Origin of the sequence: Xanthomonas sp. GW (genome assembly GCF_014236815.1) — a bacterium.
Taxonomy (GTDB): Bacteria; Pseudomonadota; Gammaproteobacteria; order Xanthomonadales; family Xanthomonadaceae; genus Xanthomonas_A.
Genome location: NZ_CP051189.1, coordinates 800,048 through 816,046, shown reverse-complemented (window position 1 = coordinate 816,046; position 15,999 = coordinate 800,048). Strand labels below are relative to the sequence as shown.

The 15,999-nt window shown below is 68.3% G+C and carries 17 protein-coding genes; 6 read left to right on the top strand and 11 right to left on the bottom strand.

Annotation, left to right across the window (positions count from 1 at the left end; all coding sequences use genetic code 11):
• Positions 1-344: 344 nt before the first annotated feature.
• The 4 genes from HEP73_RS03520 to HEP73_RS03505 form a co-directional block, all read right to left on the bottom strand.
• Positions 345-1,685: a sigma-54-dependent transcriptional regulator gene (locus HEP73_RS03520; RefSeq protein WP_185822141.1), complete on the bottom strand. Its 1,341-nt coding sequence runs from the start codon at positions 1,683-1,685 to the stop codon at positions 345-347.
• Positions 1,670-3,109 carry a sensor histidine kinase gene (locus HEP73_RS03515; protein WP_185822140.1) on the bottom strand — a complete coding sequence of 480 codons (1,440 nt, stop codon included), beginning with the start codon at positions 3,107-3,109 and terminating at the stop codon, positions 1,670-1,672. The genes HEP73_RS03520 and HEP73_RS03515 overlap by 16 nt, the downstream gene beginning before the upstream one ends.
• An 80-nt stretch (positions 3,110-3,189) precedes the next feature.
• Positions 3,190-4,899 carry a ubiquinone-dependent pyruvate dehydrogenase gene (gene poxB / locus HEP73_RS03510; protein ID WP_185823277.1) on the bottom strand — a complete coding sequence of 570 codons (1,710 nt, stop codon included), beginning with the start codon at positions 4,897-4,899 and terminating at the stop codon, positions 3,190-3,192.
• Positions 4,900-5,027: 128 nt separating this feature from the next.
• Positions 5,028-5,399, bottom strand: coding sequence for a hypothetical protein (locus HEP73_RS03505; RefSeq protein ID WP_185822139.1), 372 nt, complete (start codon positions 5,397-5,399; stop codon positions 5,028-5,030).
• A 294-nt stretch (positions 5,400-5,693) separates the two neighbouring features.
• On the opposite strand from HEP73_RS03505, the gene HEP73_RS03500 reads away from it, so the two are divergent.
• Entirely contained in the window at positions 5,694-5,930 is a 237-nt protein-coding gene (locus HEP73_RS03500; protein WP_185822138.1) for a hypothetical protein, read from the top strand.
• A 147-nt stretch (positions 5,931-6,077) separates the two neighbouring features.
• Here HEP73_RS03500 and HEP73_RS03495 read toward each other — a convergent pair whose 3' ends face one another.
• The 5 genes from HEP73_RS03495 to HEP73_RS03475 form a co-directional block, all read right to left on the bottom strand.
• A complete protein-coding gene (locus tag HEP73_RS03495) occupies positions 6,078-6,533 on the bottom strand; it encodes a low affinity iron permease family protein (protein WP_185822137.1) in 456 nt (151 codons plus the stop codon).
• A 225-nt stretch (positions 6,534-6,758) separates the two neighbouring features.
• The gene (locus HEP73_RS03490) at positions 6,759-7,061 is read right to left on the bottom strand and encodes a helix-turn-helix domain-containing protein (RefSeq protein WP_185822136.1); all 303 of its coding nucleotides are present in this window, start codon (positions 7,059-7,061) and stop codon (positions 6,759-6,761) included.
• Between the two features lie 36 nt (positions 7,062-7,097).
• The gene (locus tag HEP73_RS03485) at positions 7,098-7,430 is read right to left on the bottom strand and encodes a type II toxin-antitoxin system RelE/ParE family toxin (protein WP_255423659.1); all 333 of its coding nucleotides are present in this window, start codon (positions 7,428-7,430) and stop codon (positions 7,098-7,100) included.
• A 175-nt stretch (positions 7,431-7,605) separates the two neighbouring features.
• On the bottom strand, positions 7,606-8,736 hold the full coding sequence (locus HEP73_RS03480) for a fatty acid desaturase family protein (RefSeq protein WP_185815185.1): 1,131 nt from the start codon (positions 8,734-8,736) through the stop codon (positions 7,606-7,608).
• Between the two features lie 10 nt (positions 8,737-8,746).
• Positions 8,747-9,823 carry a ferredoxin reductase gene (locus HEP73_RS03475; RefSeq protein ID WP_185822135.1) on the bottom strand — a complete coding sequence of 359 codons (1,077 nt, stop codon included), beginning with the start codon at positions 9,821-9,823 and terminating at the stop codon, positions 8,747-8,749.
• A gap of 94 nt (positions 9,824-9,917) precedes the next feature.
• Between HEP73_RS03475 and fabR the strand changes: the two genes are divergently transcribed.
• Entirely contained in the window at positions 9,918-10,565 is a 648-nt protein-coding gene (gene fabR / locus HEP73_RS03470) for an HTH-type transcriptional repressor FabR (protein WP_185815183.1), read from the top strand.
• Positions 10,566-10,796: 231 nt separating this feature from the next.
• Positions 10,797-11,663 (top strand): SDR family oxidoreductase, encoded by an 867-nt coding sequence (locus HEP73_RS03465; RefSeq protein WP_185822134.1) that lies wholly within the window; start codon positions 10,797-10,799, stop codon positions 11,661-11,663.
• A 62-nt stretch (positions 11,664-11,725) separates the two neighbouring features.
• On the opposite strand, the gene HEP73_RS03460 is transcribed toward HEP73_RS03465, so the two are convergent.
• Positions 11,726-12,607 carry an NAD(P)H-hydrate dehydratase gene (locus HEP73_RS03460; RefSeq protein WP_255423658.1) on the bottom strand — a complete coding sequence of 294 codons (882 nt, stop codon included), beginning with the start codon at positions 12,605-12,607 and terminating at the stop codon, positions 11,726-11,728.
• On the bottom strand, positions 12,604-13,359 hold the full coding sequence (locus HEP73_RS03455; RefSeq protein WP_255423657.1) for a histidine phosphatase family protein: 756 nt from the start codon (positions 13,357-13,359) through the stop codon (positions 12,604-12,606). The genes HEP73_RS03460 and HEP73_RS03455 overlap by 4 nt, the downstream gene beginning before the upstream one ends.
• 265 nt (positions 13,360-13,624) lie before the next feature.
• On the opposite strand from HEP73_RS03455, the gene HEP73_RS03450 reads away from it, so the two are divergent.
• The 3 genes from HEP73_RS03450 to HEP73_RS03440 all read left to right on the top strand — a co-directional run bounded on the left by HEP73_RS03450 (position 13,625) and on the right by HEP73_RS03440 (position 15,720).
• Positions 13,625-14,137, top strand: coding sequence for a ferritin-like domain-containing protein (locus HEP73_RS03450; RefSeq protein WP_185815179.1), 513 nt, complete (start codon positions 13,625-13,627; stop codon positions 14,135-14,137).
• A gap of 49 nt (positions 14,138-14,186) precedes the next feature.
• On the top strand, positions 14,187-14,693 hold the full coding sequence (locus HEP73_RS03445) for a YciE/YciF ferroxidase family protein (RefSeq protein ID WP_185815178.1): 507 nt from the start codon (positions 14,187-14,189) through the stop codon (positions 14,691-14,693).
• Between the two features lie 124 nt (positions 14,694-14,817).
• Positions 14,818-15,720: a manganese catalase family protein gene (locus tag HEP73_RS03440; protein ID WP_185815177.1), complete on the top strand. Its 903-nt coding sequence runs from the start codon at positions 14,818-14,820 to the stop codon at positions 15,718-15,720.
• Positions 15,721-15,999 lie beyond the last annotated feature (279 nt).

Sequence of the window (15,999 nt, the reverse complement as noted above, 5' to 3'; positions counted from 1 at the left end):
GCGGATTCGGTGGAGACGCGCTTGTGTGCTCGGCCGTTTGGCTTGGTAGGCGTACGGGTAGTGCCTGTCGCGGCTGAAGCCGCTCCTACAGGGAGGTGTGGCGAGGCAACCGGGTGCACTGTGGGAGGGACTTCAGTCCCGACGCGTTGCGCCACCAGAAAGCACGCCGCTTCGCTCGTCGCGGCTGAAGCCGCTCCTACAAAAAGCGCTGCTGGGGGCGAGTCGTTCGTGTGGGCGGGCCGCGCTGTGCCTGGCGGCGCGCGGGTGCGCAGGCGCGTCTTCGCTGCGATTGGTAGCTCAGCGCTTGCACCAGCGCGGCGCAATCTGGCCGGTGGCGGCACGCCCTAGCCCAGCCCGTAATCGTCTAGCTTGCGATACAGCAGCTGGCGGTGGATGCCGAGCCGGCGCGCGGCTTCGGCGCGATTGCCCTGCGCTTGCGTCAGTGCCGCCTGGATCATCTGCCTCTCCAGTTGCGCGATCGCGTCGGGCAGGGTCAGCGCCGGCGTCTCGGCGGATGCCGCTGCGGCATCGCCGGCCAACACCTCGTCCAGGTCGTGCGCCTCGATCGTCGGCGTGCGCACCAGCACCTGGCAGCGCTGCATCGCATTGCGCAGCTCGCGCACGTTGCCCGGCCACGGATAGGCGCGCAGCCGCGCCTGCGCCGCCGCCGACAGCGTGCGTGCCGCATTGGCGCCCTCCTCGAGGAAATGCTGGGCCAGCAGCACGATGTCGTCGCCGCGCTCGCGCAGCGGCGGCAATTCGATCGGCACCACATTGAGCCGGTAGCGCAGATCGCTGCGGAAGCGGCCGTCGGCGGCCAGCTGCGCCAGCTCGCGATGAGTGGCGGCGATCACCCGCACGTCCACCTTCTGCGCGCCGCGCCCGCCCAGCGGCGACACCTCGCCCTCCTGCAGGAAGCGCAGCAACTTGGCCTGCATCGGCAGCGGCATGTCGCCGATCTCGTCCAGGAACAGGGTGCCACCGTCGGCTTCGCGGATCAGCCCGGGACGATCGGCAGTGGCGCCGGAGAAGGCGCCCTTGCGGTAGCCGAACAATTCGCTTTCGATCAGCTCGGCCGGGATCGCCGCGCAGTTGACCGCCACGAACGCCGCGTCCGCGCGGGCGCTGGCGCGATGCAGCGCGCGCGCCACCAGTTCCTTGCCGGTGCCGGTTTCGCCGCTGACCAGCACCGGCAGGTCAGAGGCCGCGGCCAGGCCGATGCGCTTGTGCACGGTGCGCATCGCCGCGCTGTGGCCGAGCAGCGCGCCGGCTTCCTCGGCCGGCGCCTGCGGAGGTGCCGCACTGCCGTCGTCGCCGGCATTTGCCTGCAATGCGCGCTCCACCACCGCGACGATGTCGGCGCGGCCGACCGGCTTGACCAGGTGATCGAACGCGCCAAGTTTCATCGCCTCGATGGTGTTGCTGCTGGAGGCGTAGGCGGTGAGCATCACCAGCGGCACCGCGGCCGCCTGCGCATCGTCCTGCCGCGCGCGCATCAGCGCGATGCCGTCCATGCCGGGCATGCGGAAATCGACGAAGGCCAGGTCGATGCCGCCTGCGCGCAACCGTGCCAGTCCCGCCTGCCCATCGGCGGCGGCGATCACCTCGTGGCCGAACGAGCGCAGCGTGGCCTGCAGCGTGCTCAGGAAAGCGGTGTCGTCGTCGACGATCAGGACGCGCGCCATGGCAATTCCAGGATGAAGGAGGTGATGCCGTCGTGGTGGACGTAGCGCACCTCGCCGCCGTGCGCGCGCGCGATCTCGCGTACCAGCGCCAGGCCCAGGCCATTGCCGTCGCTGCGGCCGCTGGCGAAGGGTTCGAACAGGTGCGTGGCCACCGGCGCGGGCACCGGAGGGCCTTGATTGACCACGGTCAGCCGCAGCAGGTCGGCGTCGGCTGCGACCGTCAGCGTCACCGCGGTGCCGGGCGTGGCGTGCTGCAGCGCGTTGCGCAGCAGGTTGTGCAAGGCCCGCGCCGCCTGCTGCGAATCCAGCGTCCACTCGTCCGGCGCCTGCGCCAGTTGCAATGCGATCGGCGGCGCCAGCGAATCCCAGTCGGCCGGATCGAGCAGCGCCTGCAGCCACGGCTGCAACGCCACCGTGTCGCGCTGCAGGCGGATCGGCTGGACCATGCCCAGCAGGCTTTCGACCACGCCATCCAGGCGCTGGATCTGTGCCAGCATCAGCTGCGCCTGCGCCTCGTCGAAACCGCCTTCGCCGGCGGCGATCTGGTTTTCCAGGGCCAGGCGCAGAGTTGCGATCGGGTTGCGGATCTCGTGGGCCACGGTCGCGGTCATGCGCCCGAGCGCGGCCAGTCGCTCGTGCCGCGACAGTTCCTCGCCGAGTCGGCGCGCCTCGGCCAGGGCCTGCACGCTGCGTTGCGCATAGTCGGTGACCGCCGCGCCGAGGCGGTCCAGTTCCGGCGCGCCGGTCGCCGGAATCGTCGGCACCTCCGCCGGCGTCGACAAGGCCTGCTGGATGCCGTGCACGCGCTGGCTCCAGCGCCGCACCACCCAGCCCAGCGCCACCGCCGACACCACCACCAGCGCCAGGATCAGCGCCACGCCCACCGCCAGCGGGCGACTGGCCGAGGCCTCGCCGGTGGCGGCGACCCGGGCCATCGTCCACGCCGCGCTGCTGCGATCCAGCGGGCAGGCCGCAATCAACAGCGTCTCGCGCTGGCCATCGCGGCGGTAATGCACCGCCTGCTGGTTGGCGACGCCGCGTTGCGCGGTGGCGACGATGGCACTGCGTTCGGCGGTCGGCACATCGGTCTTGTGGTCGCTGCCGTCGTAGGTGGGATAGGCATAGGCGACGAAGCCGCGCTGCCGCTCCCACACCCCGCCCTCCACGCCCGCGGCGTCGGCCAGCACCAGTTGCAGCACCACCGCGGCCAGGCCGGCGCCGTCGCTGCCGCGCGCGGCGGCGCTGGCGCCGTTGTAGCGCTGCACGATGCGCGTGCATTCGCCCTGCAGCCGCGCCTGCGCCTCGCCGACGCGCACGCCCTCGCTATGCCGGTACAGGCCGAACAGCACCACCGCCATGCCTACGCACGCGGCGAGGATGACGATCCAGATCAGCAGCAGTTGCCGCAACAGCGAACGGGGCATGGTCCACCGGGGACGCGAAAGATGAAAATGTAGCAGCGCGCCGCGCCGCAACGGCGGTGCGCGCTGTTGCCGTTCATCGCTCAGCGCAGGTTGGTCTTGACCAGTTCGATCACCTCGTCGCCGCGCCCGCTCATCACCGCGCGCAGCAGGTACAGGCCCATGCCCTTGGCCTGCTCCAGCTTGATCGCCGGCGGAATCACCAGTTCCTGGGTGGCCACGCGCACATCGACCAGCACCGGCCCCGGATGCGCGAAGGCCTGGCGCAGCGCCGGCTCCAGCTGCTCCGATTCGTCCACGCGCAGGCCGAAGATGCCCATCGCATTGCTCATCGCCGCGAAGTCCGGGTTGCTCAGGTCGGTGCCGGTGTCCAGATAGCCGGCCGACTTCATCTCCATCGCCACGAAGCCGAGCGAGGCGTTGTTGTAGACCACCACCTTGACCGGCAGGCCCAACTGCGCCAGGGAAATGAAGTCGCCCATCAGCATGGTGAAGCCGCCGTCGCCGGACAGCGAGATCACCTGCCGCCGCGGGAACTGCGCCTGCGCACCCAGCGCTTGCGGCATCGCGTTGGCCATCGAGCCGTGGTTGAACGAGCCGAGCAAGCGGCGCTTGCCGTTCATGGTGAGGTAGCGCGCCGCCCACACCGTAGGCGTGCCGACATCGCAGCTGAAGATCGCATCCTCGTCGGCCAGCGCATCGATCATCCGGGTCACGAACTGCGGGTGCAGCGGCTCGCCGGGCGCGGCCGCCACCGCCAGTTCGTCGAGGCCTTCGCGCGCCTTGCGGTAGTGCGCCAGCGACTTGTCCAGGAAGCCGCGCTGCTCGCGCCGCTGCAGCTTCGGCAGCAATGCGGCGATGGTCTCGCGCACGTCGGCGGCGATGCCCAGCTGCAGCGGCGTGCGCCGACCCAGTGCGGCTGGGTCGCGATCGACCTGCACGATCGCCGCGTCCTTCGGATAGAACTGGCGGTACGGAAAATCGGTACCGAGCATCAGCAGCGTGTCGCAGTTGAGCATGGCCTGGTAGCCGGAACTGAAACCGATCAGGCCGGTCATGCCGACGTCGAACGGGTTGTCCCATTCCACGTGTTCCTTGCCGCGCAGCGCGTGCACGATCGGCGCGCCGAGCAGGTCGGCCAGCGCCACCAGTTCGTCGTGCGCGCCGGCGCAGCCGCTGCCGCACAGCAGCGTGGTGGCCTCGCTCGCCTGCAGCAGCTCAGCCAGGCGCTCCACGTCGGCGTCGGCCGGCAGGATCCGCGGCGGCGTCAGCGCCGGCCAGGCGGTCGGCGTGCCCTTGGGCAGTTCCTGCAGCGCCACGTCGCCGGGAATCACCACCACCGCCACGCCCTGTTGCAGGATCGCGGTGCGCATCGCCCGGTGCAGCACCTCCGGCATCTGCGCCGGATTGGTGACCAGCTCGACGTAGTGGCTGCACTCGCGGAACAGTTCCTGCGGATGGGTTTCCTGGAAGTAGCCCAGGCCGATCTCGGAAGAAGGAATGTGCGCGGCGATCGCCAGCACCGGCTGGTGGCTGCGGTGGCAGTCGAACAGGCCGTTGATCAGGTGCAGGTTGCCCGGCCCGCAGCTGCCGGCGCAGACCGCGAGCTTGCCGGTCAGCGCGGCCTCGGCGCCGGCGGCGAACGCGGCCACCTCTTCGTGGCGCACATGCATCCACTCGATGCTGTCCATCTGCCGCAGCGCATCGGTCAGCCCGTTGAGGCTGTCGCCGGTGACGCCCCAGATGCGTTCGACCCCCGCACTGTGCAAGGTCTCGGCGAGCAGGCGGGCAATGGTCGGCTTGGACATGAGCGGCTCCGCAAAAGGAAGCGCTGATGCTGGCACGCGATCCGTTACACGGGCGTGCTGCCGCAATGCCCGATTGGCGTTGCAGACCGGCTCCGGACCGGCCGCGGCGGCACTCAGTCCGTGCCGCGATCTGCGGCGCGCTCGTCGCGGCCGCCGTCCTCGCCGCTGGCATCCTCGTGGTAGCCGCCGGTCGCGGCCTTGCCGTGCGCGCCGCCGGCGTGTTCGCCGGTAGCGGCATAGGTGCCTGCCTGGCCGAAGTTGGGCTGGGTCCGGCCGCTGCGGTCGGCGCCCGGATCGTCGGCAGCGTTGTCCGGCAAACCCGACGCATCCTGCTGCGGCGTGGTCCGCGACGGCACGTCGCGTCCGCGTCCGCGAGGCACGCCCGTATCCTGCGCAACATCCGCGGTATCGCCGCGGTAACCCGCCTGGCGGACGTCGTGATCGCCAAGCGGAACGGAAGGTCGGTGGGAATCGTGATCGCGCATGAAAGTCTCCTCGATGATCGCTCGATGATCGGATGCCGTGCCGCGACACGGCGTGCGATGCAGCCTAGGCCGGCGTGCGTTAGCGCGGGTACAAGGGGCGATGAAGGCGACGCGAGCAGCGCGTCGTCGGTGTCTGCAGGGCCAAGCGCATGCGGGATCGGTGCCTCTCAGACCAGCTAGCGCATCGCCTGTTCCGACAGCGTAGAGCGAGTGCACGCTGCGCTCGCCTGGCATCCACGCAACGCTAACCGGCGGTTGCCGACGATCCACGCTCCTATCGCACGGGAGCCGAACATGAGCGGATTACTCTGGAAGTTGGCGGTCGCCGGAACCGCGGTCGCGGTCGTCAGGGCCTATCGTCGTCGCGCAACGCAGCAGCAGCGCACTGCGGTGTTTTCGCAGGATCGCGCCTTCCGCGCCGAACCGGACGATGGCGCGTTCACACCGCCGCACGGCGACGTGGTGTCGGCCACCGACGTGCCGCGCGGCGAGAACGTAGCCGGGTTACGCACCGGGCCGGCAATGACCTGAGGCGTAGGGCGGCCTCTTTTCTAGCGAAGTACCGTCTGTTCCGCGCTGGCCCGCGCACTGCGGGCCACGCCTAATGCGCGTATGCCTCACCGGCCAATAGCCGCGGCCACTACGTCGCCGGTCACACGCCAAAGACGACCGGCGGCGTCAGTGGCGCTCGTCGTCGCCACCGTCGATCTCGGGCGCGTCGTCCTGGGCATCCTGGCCGCCGCGCTGCGCACTGCGCGCGCGCAGCGTTTCGCCGGCCTTGCTCGCCAGCGCTTCGTACTGCTTGCGGATCTGCTCCAGCCGCTTCTCGTCCATTTCCTCGAGATCGAGCAACTCGTCGTTGGCCTTGGCGGTGACCCGGATCAGCTCGTCGAGCTTGATCTGCATCGCCGCGGTATCCGCGTTCTGGGTGTGCTGGATCAGGAACACCATCAGGAAGGTGATGATGGTGGTGCCGGTGTTGATCACCAACTGCCAGGTGTCGTTGAAGCCGAACACCGGGCCGCTGGCGCCCCACAGCACCACGATGCCGAGCGCAATGCAGAACGTCCACGGCGTACCGGCCGCGTACGACGCCTTCTTGGCGACGGCATTGAACAGGTTTGCAGCTTTCATCGCACACCTCGCGCAGTCGAATGGACCGGCGCACCAGGCGTGATGCGCGGGCAGCGCGGATGATCGGCTGCGCCGCGTGAGCGATGCGTGGAAAGTCAGGCACAAAAACCAGCGGGTTCTCGCGCCAGTCCGTGTGCATGTCCGCCGCCGTGCTTGGCCGTGCGCCAACGCTTAGCCACCTGCACCGCCCCGCTGCAGCACTGCGCCGGAAACGCATCGCGCGCGTTACAGGATTGCCTGAAGCCCCTTGTCGGCGATCACGTTGAGCAGCTTGAGCGCTGGCCCGGCAGGACGGGTTTCGCCCTGCTCCCACTTGCGCACCGTCGATGCCGTGGTATGCAGGTGATGCGCGAATACTGGCTGGCTGAACTTCAGGGCTTCGCGTAGACGCTTGATGTCGGCCGCGCCGAACTCTCGCACCGGCGGCGGACAGATCGCGTCGAATTCGCGCATCGTCACCTTGCCGATCGCTCCCACTTCGTGAAGCTTGCCCAGATCACCACGCAGCGATTCAATGATTTTGCTCACACCGCACCTCCACTAATACGCCCGACTGCAAGGCTTTCAGCAAGGCTTCCCCGGACAGTTCCAGAAAAACCTTGCCGGCGAATTGCAGCGCTTTCTTCTCTCCTGCGCGATGTTCGCCTTGCCGCTCTTGGGGAACCCATGCAGGAACACGTAGCGGCTGCCGATGCGAGCGGCCAACAACGTGCGGTAGCCACCACCGCTCTTGCCGCCTCCAGGACGGGCCATCCGCTTCTTGTAGAGCTGGCCGCCCAAATCCACGTCGATCAGTCCGGCTTCCATTTCCTGGACCGCTTTGCACAGAACGGTGTCGGACAGCTTTTCGCCGGCCTGCCACCGCGCAAAATCCTTTCGCTTGAACGTGCGGGTCATCCTTGCCTCCAAAACATACCCGAAACGGGTACATATTTCCATATCCTGGCAGCGCCTGCACCCCGCCATTTCCTCCCGTCTGCACAAGACTACGGCCGCGAGGCCAAAGGAGTCGGCATAAAAAAAGCAGGCCAGACTGGCCTGCTTCGTTGGCATCACGGGTTGTCCGGCGCGATCAACCCGTCTGCTGCATCGCCTCGTGCTGGCGTACCTGGCGCACCGGCCGCGGCCGGCTCGGGAAGGCGTGGCGCACGATCCGCCACATCACCTGGCCGAACTGGCGCGGCAGCGAGCCGGTGTTGTAGTGCTGGCCGTAGCGCGCGCAGATCGCCTTCACGTCCACCGCCAGCGCCGCGTAGCGGTTGGCCGGGATGTCCGGGTAGAAGTGGTGCTCGATCTGGTGGCTCAGGTTGCCCGACAGCACGTTCAACAGCTTGCCGCCAGCCAGGTTGGAAGAACCGCGCAGCTGGCGCAGGTACCAGTGGCCGCGCGACTCGCCCTTGATCGACTCCTTCGGGAACGTCTCCGCATCGGCGGTGAAGTGGCCGCAGAAGATGATCACGAAGGTCCAGATGCTGCGCAGCACGTTGGCGGCGAGGTTGCCCAGCAGCACGGTCAAGAAGAACGGGCCGGCCAGCGCCGGGAAGATCACGTAGTCCTTCAGGATTTGCCGGCCCATCTTGCGGCCGACCGGCAGGAACGTGCGGCGCAGCTCGCCGCGCTTCATCTTGCCGGCGAACCAGCGGCCCAGGCGCAGGTCCTGGATCGCCACGCCCCATTCGAACAGCAGCGCGAACACCACCGCGATGAACGGCTGTGCGAGATAGAACGGGCGCCAGCGCTGCTCGGGGAAGATGCGCAGCAGGCCGTAGCCGATGTCGTCGTCCATGCCGCGCACGTTGGTGTAGGTGTGGTGCTTGAAGTTGTGCGTCTTGCGCCAGTTGTCGCCAGTGGCGACGATGTCCCACTCGTAGGTGTTGCCGTTGAGCTGTGCATCGCCCATCCAGTCGTACTGGCCATGCATCACGTTGTGGCCCAGCTCCATGTTCTCCAGGATCTTGGACAGGGTCAGCAGCGCCACGCCGGCGATCCACGCCGGCCACAGCACGCTGTGCACGAACGCGCCAAGGAACAGCAGCGCGCGCCCGGCCAGGCCGGTGTAGCGCACCGCGGCGACGATGCGGCGGATGTAGCGCGCGTCGGCCTCGCCCAGGGTGGCGACGGTGCGCACGCGCAGCGCGTCGAGTTCGTCGCCGAAGGCCTGCAGTTCGGCCGGGGTCAGTGCGCGGTTGCGGGGAGCAGCCATGGGGATTCCTTCAAAGGTCCAGGATCAGGTCGCTGCTGGCGCTGTTGATGCACAGCTTCAGCATCGAACCCGGTTCGGTGGCGTGCGCGCCGGTGAGCAGGTCGCGGGTCGCGCCGGATTGCTTGCCGCAGGCGCAGCTGTTGCAGATGCCCATGCGGCAGCCGTGCTTCGGGCGCAGGCCTTCGGCTTCCAGCGCGGTGAGCAGCGATTGCCCGCGCGGCAGCTGCAGCACACGGCCGCTGCGCGCCAGCGTCACCGCGACCGTGCCGACTTCGGCATCGGCCAGCGGCGGCGTGCTGAACGCCTCGGCCTGGAAGCGCGCGACGCTACCTTCCAGCCGCGTACGCGCGGCCTGCACGAAACCGCCGGGGCCGCAGGCCAGCACCTGCGCCTGTTCCAGCCCGGCCAAGTACGCCAGCGACAGCGTGTCCACACGCGGCGCCGGCAGCGCGCCTTCGCCGGTGACCGCCAATTGCAGGCGGAAACGCGGATGCGCGGCGGCCAGCGCCTGCAGTTCATCGACGAAGCACAACTGGTCGTTGCGCCGCGCCCAGTAGATCAAGTCCACGTCGGCGGGCATGCCGGCGTCGGCCAGCTGCCGCAGCAATGCACGCATCGGGGTGATGCCGCTGCCGGCGGCCAGCAGCAGCCAGCGTCCCTGCGGCGCGGCGGGCAGCACCATGTCGCCGAACGCCTGGCCCAATTCGAAGGTCTCGCCGATGCGTGCGGCGTCGGCCAGGTACTGGCTGACGCGGCCGCCGTCGATCGTCTTGACCGTGATCGCCAGGCGCCCGCCCGGCAGCGGCGTGGGGCTGTAGCTGCGGGTCAGGCGGCGTCCGTCGATCTCCACGCCCAGCTGCACGTGCTGGCCGGCGCGCAGGCCGCGCCAGTGGCGGTTGGCCTTGAGGATCAGGGTCACGGCGTCGCTGCTGGCGCGTTCGCGCTGCAGCAGCCGCGCGCGCGGGCGCTGCCAGGTCCACAGCGGATGGATCCGCGTGGACCAGAAATCGAACACCTCCGGCTGCACCCAGGCGCGCAGGGCGCGGGTGGCGGAGCGGGTGGAGGCAGGACGGCGGGCAGCGTTCATGGCGACCACTATACAGACGCAGATACAGATGTCTATACAGTTGTATATTCACGAAGAAGGGTATGATCGCGGCCTTGTCTCGCCCAGTCCGCCCATGACGTCCATCGTTCCCCTGCCGCTGCCCGAGGACGCGCTGCCCGCGCGCAAGAGCGCGATCTCGCGCGAAGACCTGCTGGCGGCGGCGCTGAAGCTGATCGGGCCGCACCGCAGCGTGTCCACGCTGAGCCTGCGCGAAGTGACCCGCGAAGCCGGCATCGCCCCGAACAGCTTCTATCGCCAGTTCCGCGACATGGACGAACTGGCGGTGGCGCTGATCGACCTGGCCGGCAGTTCGCTGCGCACCATCATCGGCCAGGCGCGGCAGCGCGCGGCCGGCAGCAACCGCAGCGTCATCCTCAGCTCGGTGGAAACCTTCATGGAGCAGCTGCGCGCCGACGACAAGCTGCTGCACGTGCTGCTGCGCGAGGGCACGGTCGGCTCGGACGCGTTCAAGCACGCGGTGGACCGCGAGTTGAACTACTTCGAGGAAGAACTGCGCGTGGACCTGATCCGCCTGGCCGCGATCGACAACGCGCCGCTGCATGAGCCGGCGCTGGTGTCCAAGGCGATCACCCGGCTGGTGTTCGCGATGGGCGCCACCGCGATGGACCTGCCGCCGGAAAAAGACCCGGAACTGATTCGCCAGATCAGCGCGATGCTGCGCATGATCATCCTCGGCTCGCGCACGATCGCCGCCAGCTGAGCGGCACGGCACGGCCCGGTTTCCGGCGCGCCTGCAGACCGCCGCCGCAAGGATAGATCCAGGGCCGAATCTGTGTAATCCGTAAACAGCGCAACTGCCCGCCGCCGCGCGTGCATGCACGCATGGCCCCGGATCGCGCCCGCATCTCACATGCCGCCGACAGGATCTTGGCCGCACCTTTACCCGCGTTTGCGCACCCTCGCAGGGACATCCCCACGACGAGGCATGCCCATGGCCGTTCCGAACTATCCCTACCCGCCCTTCAAGCCGCAGCAGCAGTCGTTCCCCGGCCTGACCGACAAGATGGATCCAAAGCCGGACCACGGCGAGGACAGCTACGTCGGCCACGGCCTGCTGCAGGGCAAGCGCACGCTGATCACCGGCGGCGACAGCGGCATCGGCGCCGCGGTGGCGATCGCCTATGCGCGCGAAGGCGCCGACGTGGCCATCGCCTACCTGCCCAGCGAACAGCACGACGCCGAGCGCATCGGCCAGCTGATCGAGACGGCCGGCGTGCGCGTGCTGCTGCAGCCCTGCGACATCAGCGATCGCGCGCAGGCGCAAGCGCTGATCGAGACCGTGACCGGCACCCTCGGCGGACTCGACGTGCTGGTCAACAACGCCGCCTACCAGCGCTATTTCCACAGCTTCGACGAGATCACCCTGGACGAGTGGGAAAAAACCTTCGCCACCAACGTGCACGCGACCTTCAATCTGGTGCGCCTGGCCGTGCCGCACATGCCGGAGGGCGGTTCGATCATCAACACCGCCTCGGTCAATTCGAAGAAGCCGACGCCCAACATCCTGCCCTACTCCACCACCAAGGGCGCAGTGGCGAACATGACCATTGGCCTGGCCGGGCTGCTCGCGGACAAGAAGATCCGGGTCAACGCGGTACTGCCTGGCCCGATCTGGACACCGTTCATCCCCGCCGGCATGGATGCGGAGGAGGTGAAGGAATTCGGATCGCAGACCGCGTTCGGCCGCCCCGGGCAGCCGGTGGAACTGGCATCGACCTATGTGCTGCTCGCCAGCGATACATCCAGCTATACGTCCGGTGCGTTGATCACGATCGCGGGCGGGGCGGCGACGCTTTAGGCTGGGATTCGGGATTCGGTATTGGAGAGTCGTAGAAGCCGGCGCCCACTGTGGCGCCGGCTTCAGTCTGCAGCGAGCAGGCGTGGAATCTGTACCGCGATCTCGCGCGCCAGCGGCCCCAGCGGGCCAATCTGTCGCGCCAGCAGCGCGCCGGCGCGCGCGTGCAGATGCACGCCCCACACCGCAGCCTGCGTGCTGCTGGCGCCGCGCGCCTGCAAGCCGCAGATGATGCCGGCCAGCACGTCGCCGGAACCGGACGTGCCCAGGCATGGACTTCCGCCACGATGCACCCAGTGCGCGCCGTCGGGCGCGGCGATCACCGTGGTCGCCGACTTCAGCACCACCACCGCGCCGCTGTGCCGCGCATGACGCAGCGCGATCGCCGCCGGGTCCGCCGCGATGCGCTCGATCGGCACGCCGCTCAATGCCGCCATCTCGCCATGGTGCGGGGTCAGCACGATGCGCCCCGGATCGGCCATGCCGTGGGTATCGACCAGCGCACCGGCATCGAGCACGACGCCACAGCGAGTGTGCGCCAGCAGTTGCGCGATCTGCTTGCGCAGCGCTGGGCGGGTCCGCATGCCGGGGCCGATCAGCACCGCATCGGCGCGCGCCGCATCGCGCTGCAGCGGTTGTCCGCCGATGCGCAGTTCGCCGTCGGCGCCAACCGGCAACGCCACCACGCGCGCCTCGGGCAAAGCGATCGCCATCGCCGTGGCCACCGTGCGCGCGGTGGCCACCTGCAGCTTGCCGGCGCCTGCGCGCAATGCCGCCTCCGCCGCCAGCAACGCCGCGCCGGGAATTTCGCAGCTGCCGCCGATCACCAGCACGCGCCCGCGCTGCTCCTTGTCGGCGACGCCCGCCGCGCTGGGCAACGGCCAGCGCCGCAGCAGCGTCGCGTTCACCGGGATCGCTCTCACCGGGGTCGCGCGCGCCTGGGTCACCGCGGCCCGCCCGGCTGGTCGGCGGCGGTGGTCACCGGCACCTCGAACGGCACCGCATTGGCCTGGACCAGGCCGAAGCGCGGCCCGCCCTCGGCATCGCCGAAACCGTATTCGGTGACGCTGCAGTTGGGCACGTCGCCGCGCCGGTCGATCTCCAGGATCGCCGCCTCGTCGAAGCGCTCGAGCAGGTAGCGCATGCAATTGACGATGACCTGGTGGGCGACGATCAACACGCGCTCGCCGGCATGGTCGCGGCGCAGTTCCTCGACCACGCTGCGCAGGCGCAGGATCACGTCGCACCAGCTTTCGCCGCCGGGCGGGCGAAAATAGAACTTGCCGACCGAGGCGCGCTGTTCGGCCAGTTCCGGGAAACGGCTGGCGATGCCGTGCCGGGTATAGCGGTCCAGAATGCCGAACTCCTTCTCGCGCAGGCGCTCGTCCAGCACCAGCGCGTGTGCCTGCACGCCCAGTTCCTCGCCGATCGCCGCGCAGGTCTGTTGCGCGCGCAGGAACGGCGAGGTCAGCAGCACCTTCGGCCGCGCCGCCGCCGGCAACGCGGCGAACCAGCGGCCGAGTCGCTGCGACTGCTCAAGGCCCAGCTCCGATAACGGCGTGTCGGCATCGCGGGTGGCGACGTCGATCAGTTCCTGCCCCGAGGCTTCGGCGATATCGCGGGCGACATTGCCCGCGCTCTGTCCATGTCGCACCAGCCACAAGCGCTGCGGCCAGTCGGCGTGATCGAGTTTCGGCACACGGGTCTCCTGCGATGGGGTCCACACGGAGCCTCGCGTGGCGACCGTGAACGCACGGTCGCCGTGCCTGAGGAGAGTGCAGCGCAGGCATCGCATTCAGTGTTCTCACCGCGGCGTGGATGCCGCTCTCGCGCTGCGTTCACCCTGCATTGAATCGTCACTAACGCACGGCGGTCTAGCTTGGTTCGCACAGGGGAGACGCCGCATCGCGGCACGACGAAGACTCCCCGCACACGCAATCGACCGACACCTTGGAGCAACGTTCATGACCCGAAGCAATACCGAGCGCCTGTTGAAGTGGCTGCAGGACGCCTACGCGATGGAGCAGGAAGCCAACACCATGCTGACCGCCACTGCCGGACGCCTGGAGCACTATCCGCAGCTGAAGGCACGCATCGAGCAGCACATCACCGAAACCAAGGGCCAGTCCGAGCAGGTCAAGCGCTGCATCGAACTGCTCGGTGGCTCCACGCCCGCCATCAAGGGTGCGGTGGCCAGCGTGATGGCGACGGTGCACGCGGCCGGCAATTCGATGATGAGCGACGAAGTGGCCAAGAGCCTCGGCATCAGCTACGCATTCGAACACCTGGAGGTTGCCAGCTACCGGGCGCTGGTGATCGCCGCCAAGCAGGCCGACCAGCCGCAGATCGCCGACATCTGCGCCGCCATCCTCGACCAGGAAATCGCCATGGCCGAGTGGCTGATCGAACACCAGGAGGCGACGGTTCTCGCCTTCCTGGAACGCGAACGCACCGAAGGCCAGACGGCCAAGCGTTGAGTCCGCGCACCTCCCGCACCATCCATCCCAACCACGGAGATCCATCGACATGGCTATCAAGACCATCGACGACCTGTTCCTGCACGAACTTTCCGATATCTACAGCGCGGAAAAGCAACTGACCAAGGCGCTGCCGAAACTGGCCCGGGCCTCCACCAATCCGGCCCTGCGTGCGGCCTTCGAAGCGCATCTGGAGGAAACCCAGGGCCAGATCGAGCGTATCGACCAGATCGTGGAAAAACTCGAGCTGCGTCTGAAGCGCATCAAGTGCGCGGCCATGGAAGGGCTGGTCGAAGAAGGCAAGGAAGTGATCGAATCGATCGAGGCCGGCCCGGTGCGCGATGCGGCGCTGATCGGCGGCGCGCAGAAAGTGGAGCACTACGAGATCGCGTCCTACGGCACGCTCGCCGCGATGGCCAAGCAGTTGGGCAAGACCGACGCGCTCAAGCTGCTGCTGGAAACGCTGGAAGAGGAAAAGTCCACCGACGAGAAGCTGACCATGCTCGCCGAACAGGGCGGCAACCAAGAGGCCGCGCAGAAGCGCAAGGCGGCCTGACCGTACGACCGCGGCGCCGCTTCCCGGTGCCGCGGCTTTTTATACCCAGACGCCCCCACTGGCCACGACGCCCGATCGTCGGTCGTCGTGGCTTTGCCGTGGGCGGCACTCCAGGAGATATTCGATGTTCATGCACAACAAACGGCTGATGTACACGGTGCGTGTGGCGCAACCGGACCCGGCGCTGGCCTCGCTGATGCTCGAGCAGTTCGGCGGCCCGCAAGGCGAGCTGGCCGCGGCCATGCGCTATTTCACCCAGGCCATCGGCGAAGTCGATCCCGGCCGCAAAGACTTGCTGTACGACATCGCCACCGAAGAGCTGAGCCATCTGGAAATCATCGGGTCGATCATCGCCATGCTCAACCAAGGCCCCAAGGCGGTGCTGTCCGAAGGCATGGTCGAGGCCGAGGAGATGCGCAACCTGACCAGGAACAACAACACCAGCCAGACCCAGCAGATCCTGTACGGCGGCGGGCCGGCACTGGTGAATTCCAGCGGCGTGCCGTGGAGCGCAGCTTATGTCGATTCCATCGGCGAACCCACCGCCGACCTGCGCTCCAATATCGCCGCTGAGGCGCGCGCCAAGATCGTCTACGAGCGCCTGATCAACGTCACCGACGATCCGGGCATCGTCGATGCCTTGAAGTTTCTGATGACCCGCGAGGTGGCGCACCAGAAGTCGTTCGAGAAGGCGCTGTACGCGATCGAGCCGAACTTCCCGCCGGGCAAGCTGCCGGGCGAGCCGATGTTCACCGACACGTTCTACGACATGTCGCAGGGCGACGGCGACATCAACGGTCCGTGGAACAGCGGCAGCCAGTGGCAGAAGGTGTCCGACCGCAACCGCCAGGCGGCCGTGGACGGCGGCAGCGGCGTGCCGAGCGTCGGCCTGAGTCCGGCCGAGGAAAGCGCGCTGCAGGCGTTGGCGGCACGCACCATGTCGCAGCAGGACAGCGATCCGACCACCGGCGCCGACCTGGGCGCCGGCCCGGGCGCGGGTTCGACCAAGGGCGATATCAAGCTGTGATCGCGCGGTCCGCGGCACTGTGTTCTCCGCCGCGGTAGATTCACAAGGACGCGCCGGGCCACGCCTGCGGTGCGGGCATTTGTAGGAGCGACTTCAGTCGCGACAGGCACTGTCGATAGCGCCCTGTCGCGACTGAAGTCGCTCCTACAATATTCAACATCATCGGATGTCGAAGCTGTTTCCCAGTTGATACGCCAGCTCGCTCGAGTCGGCTATGCGCGCGTGGCGCACTCCAGCAGCATAAAAATACGCCGTCGCCTCGGAACGCAGCGGGCCCGG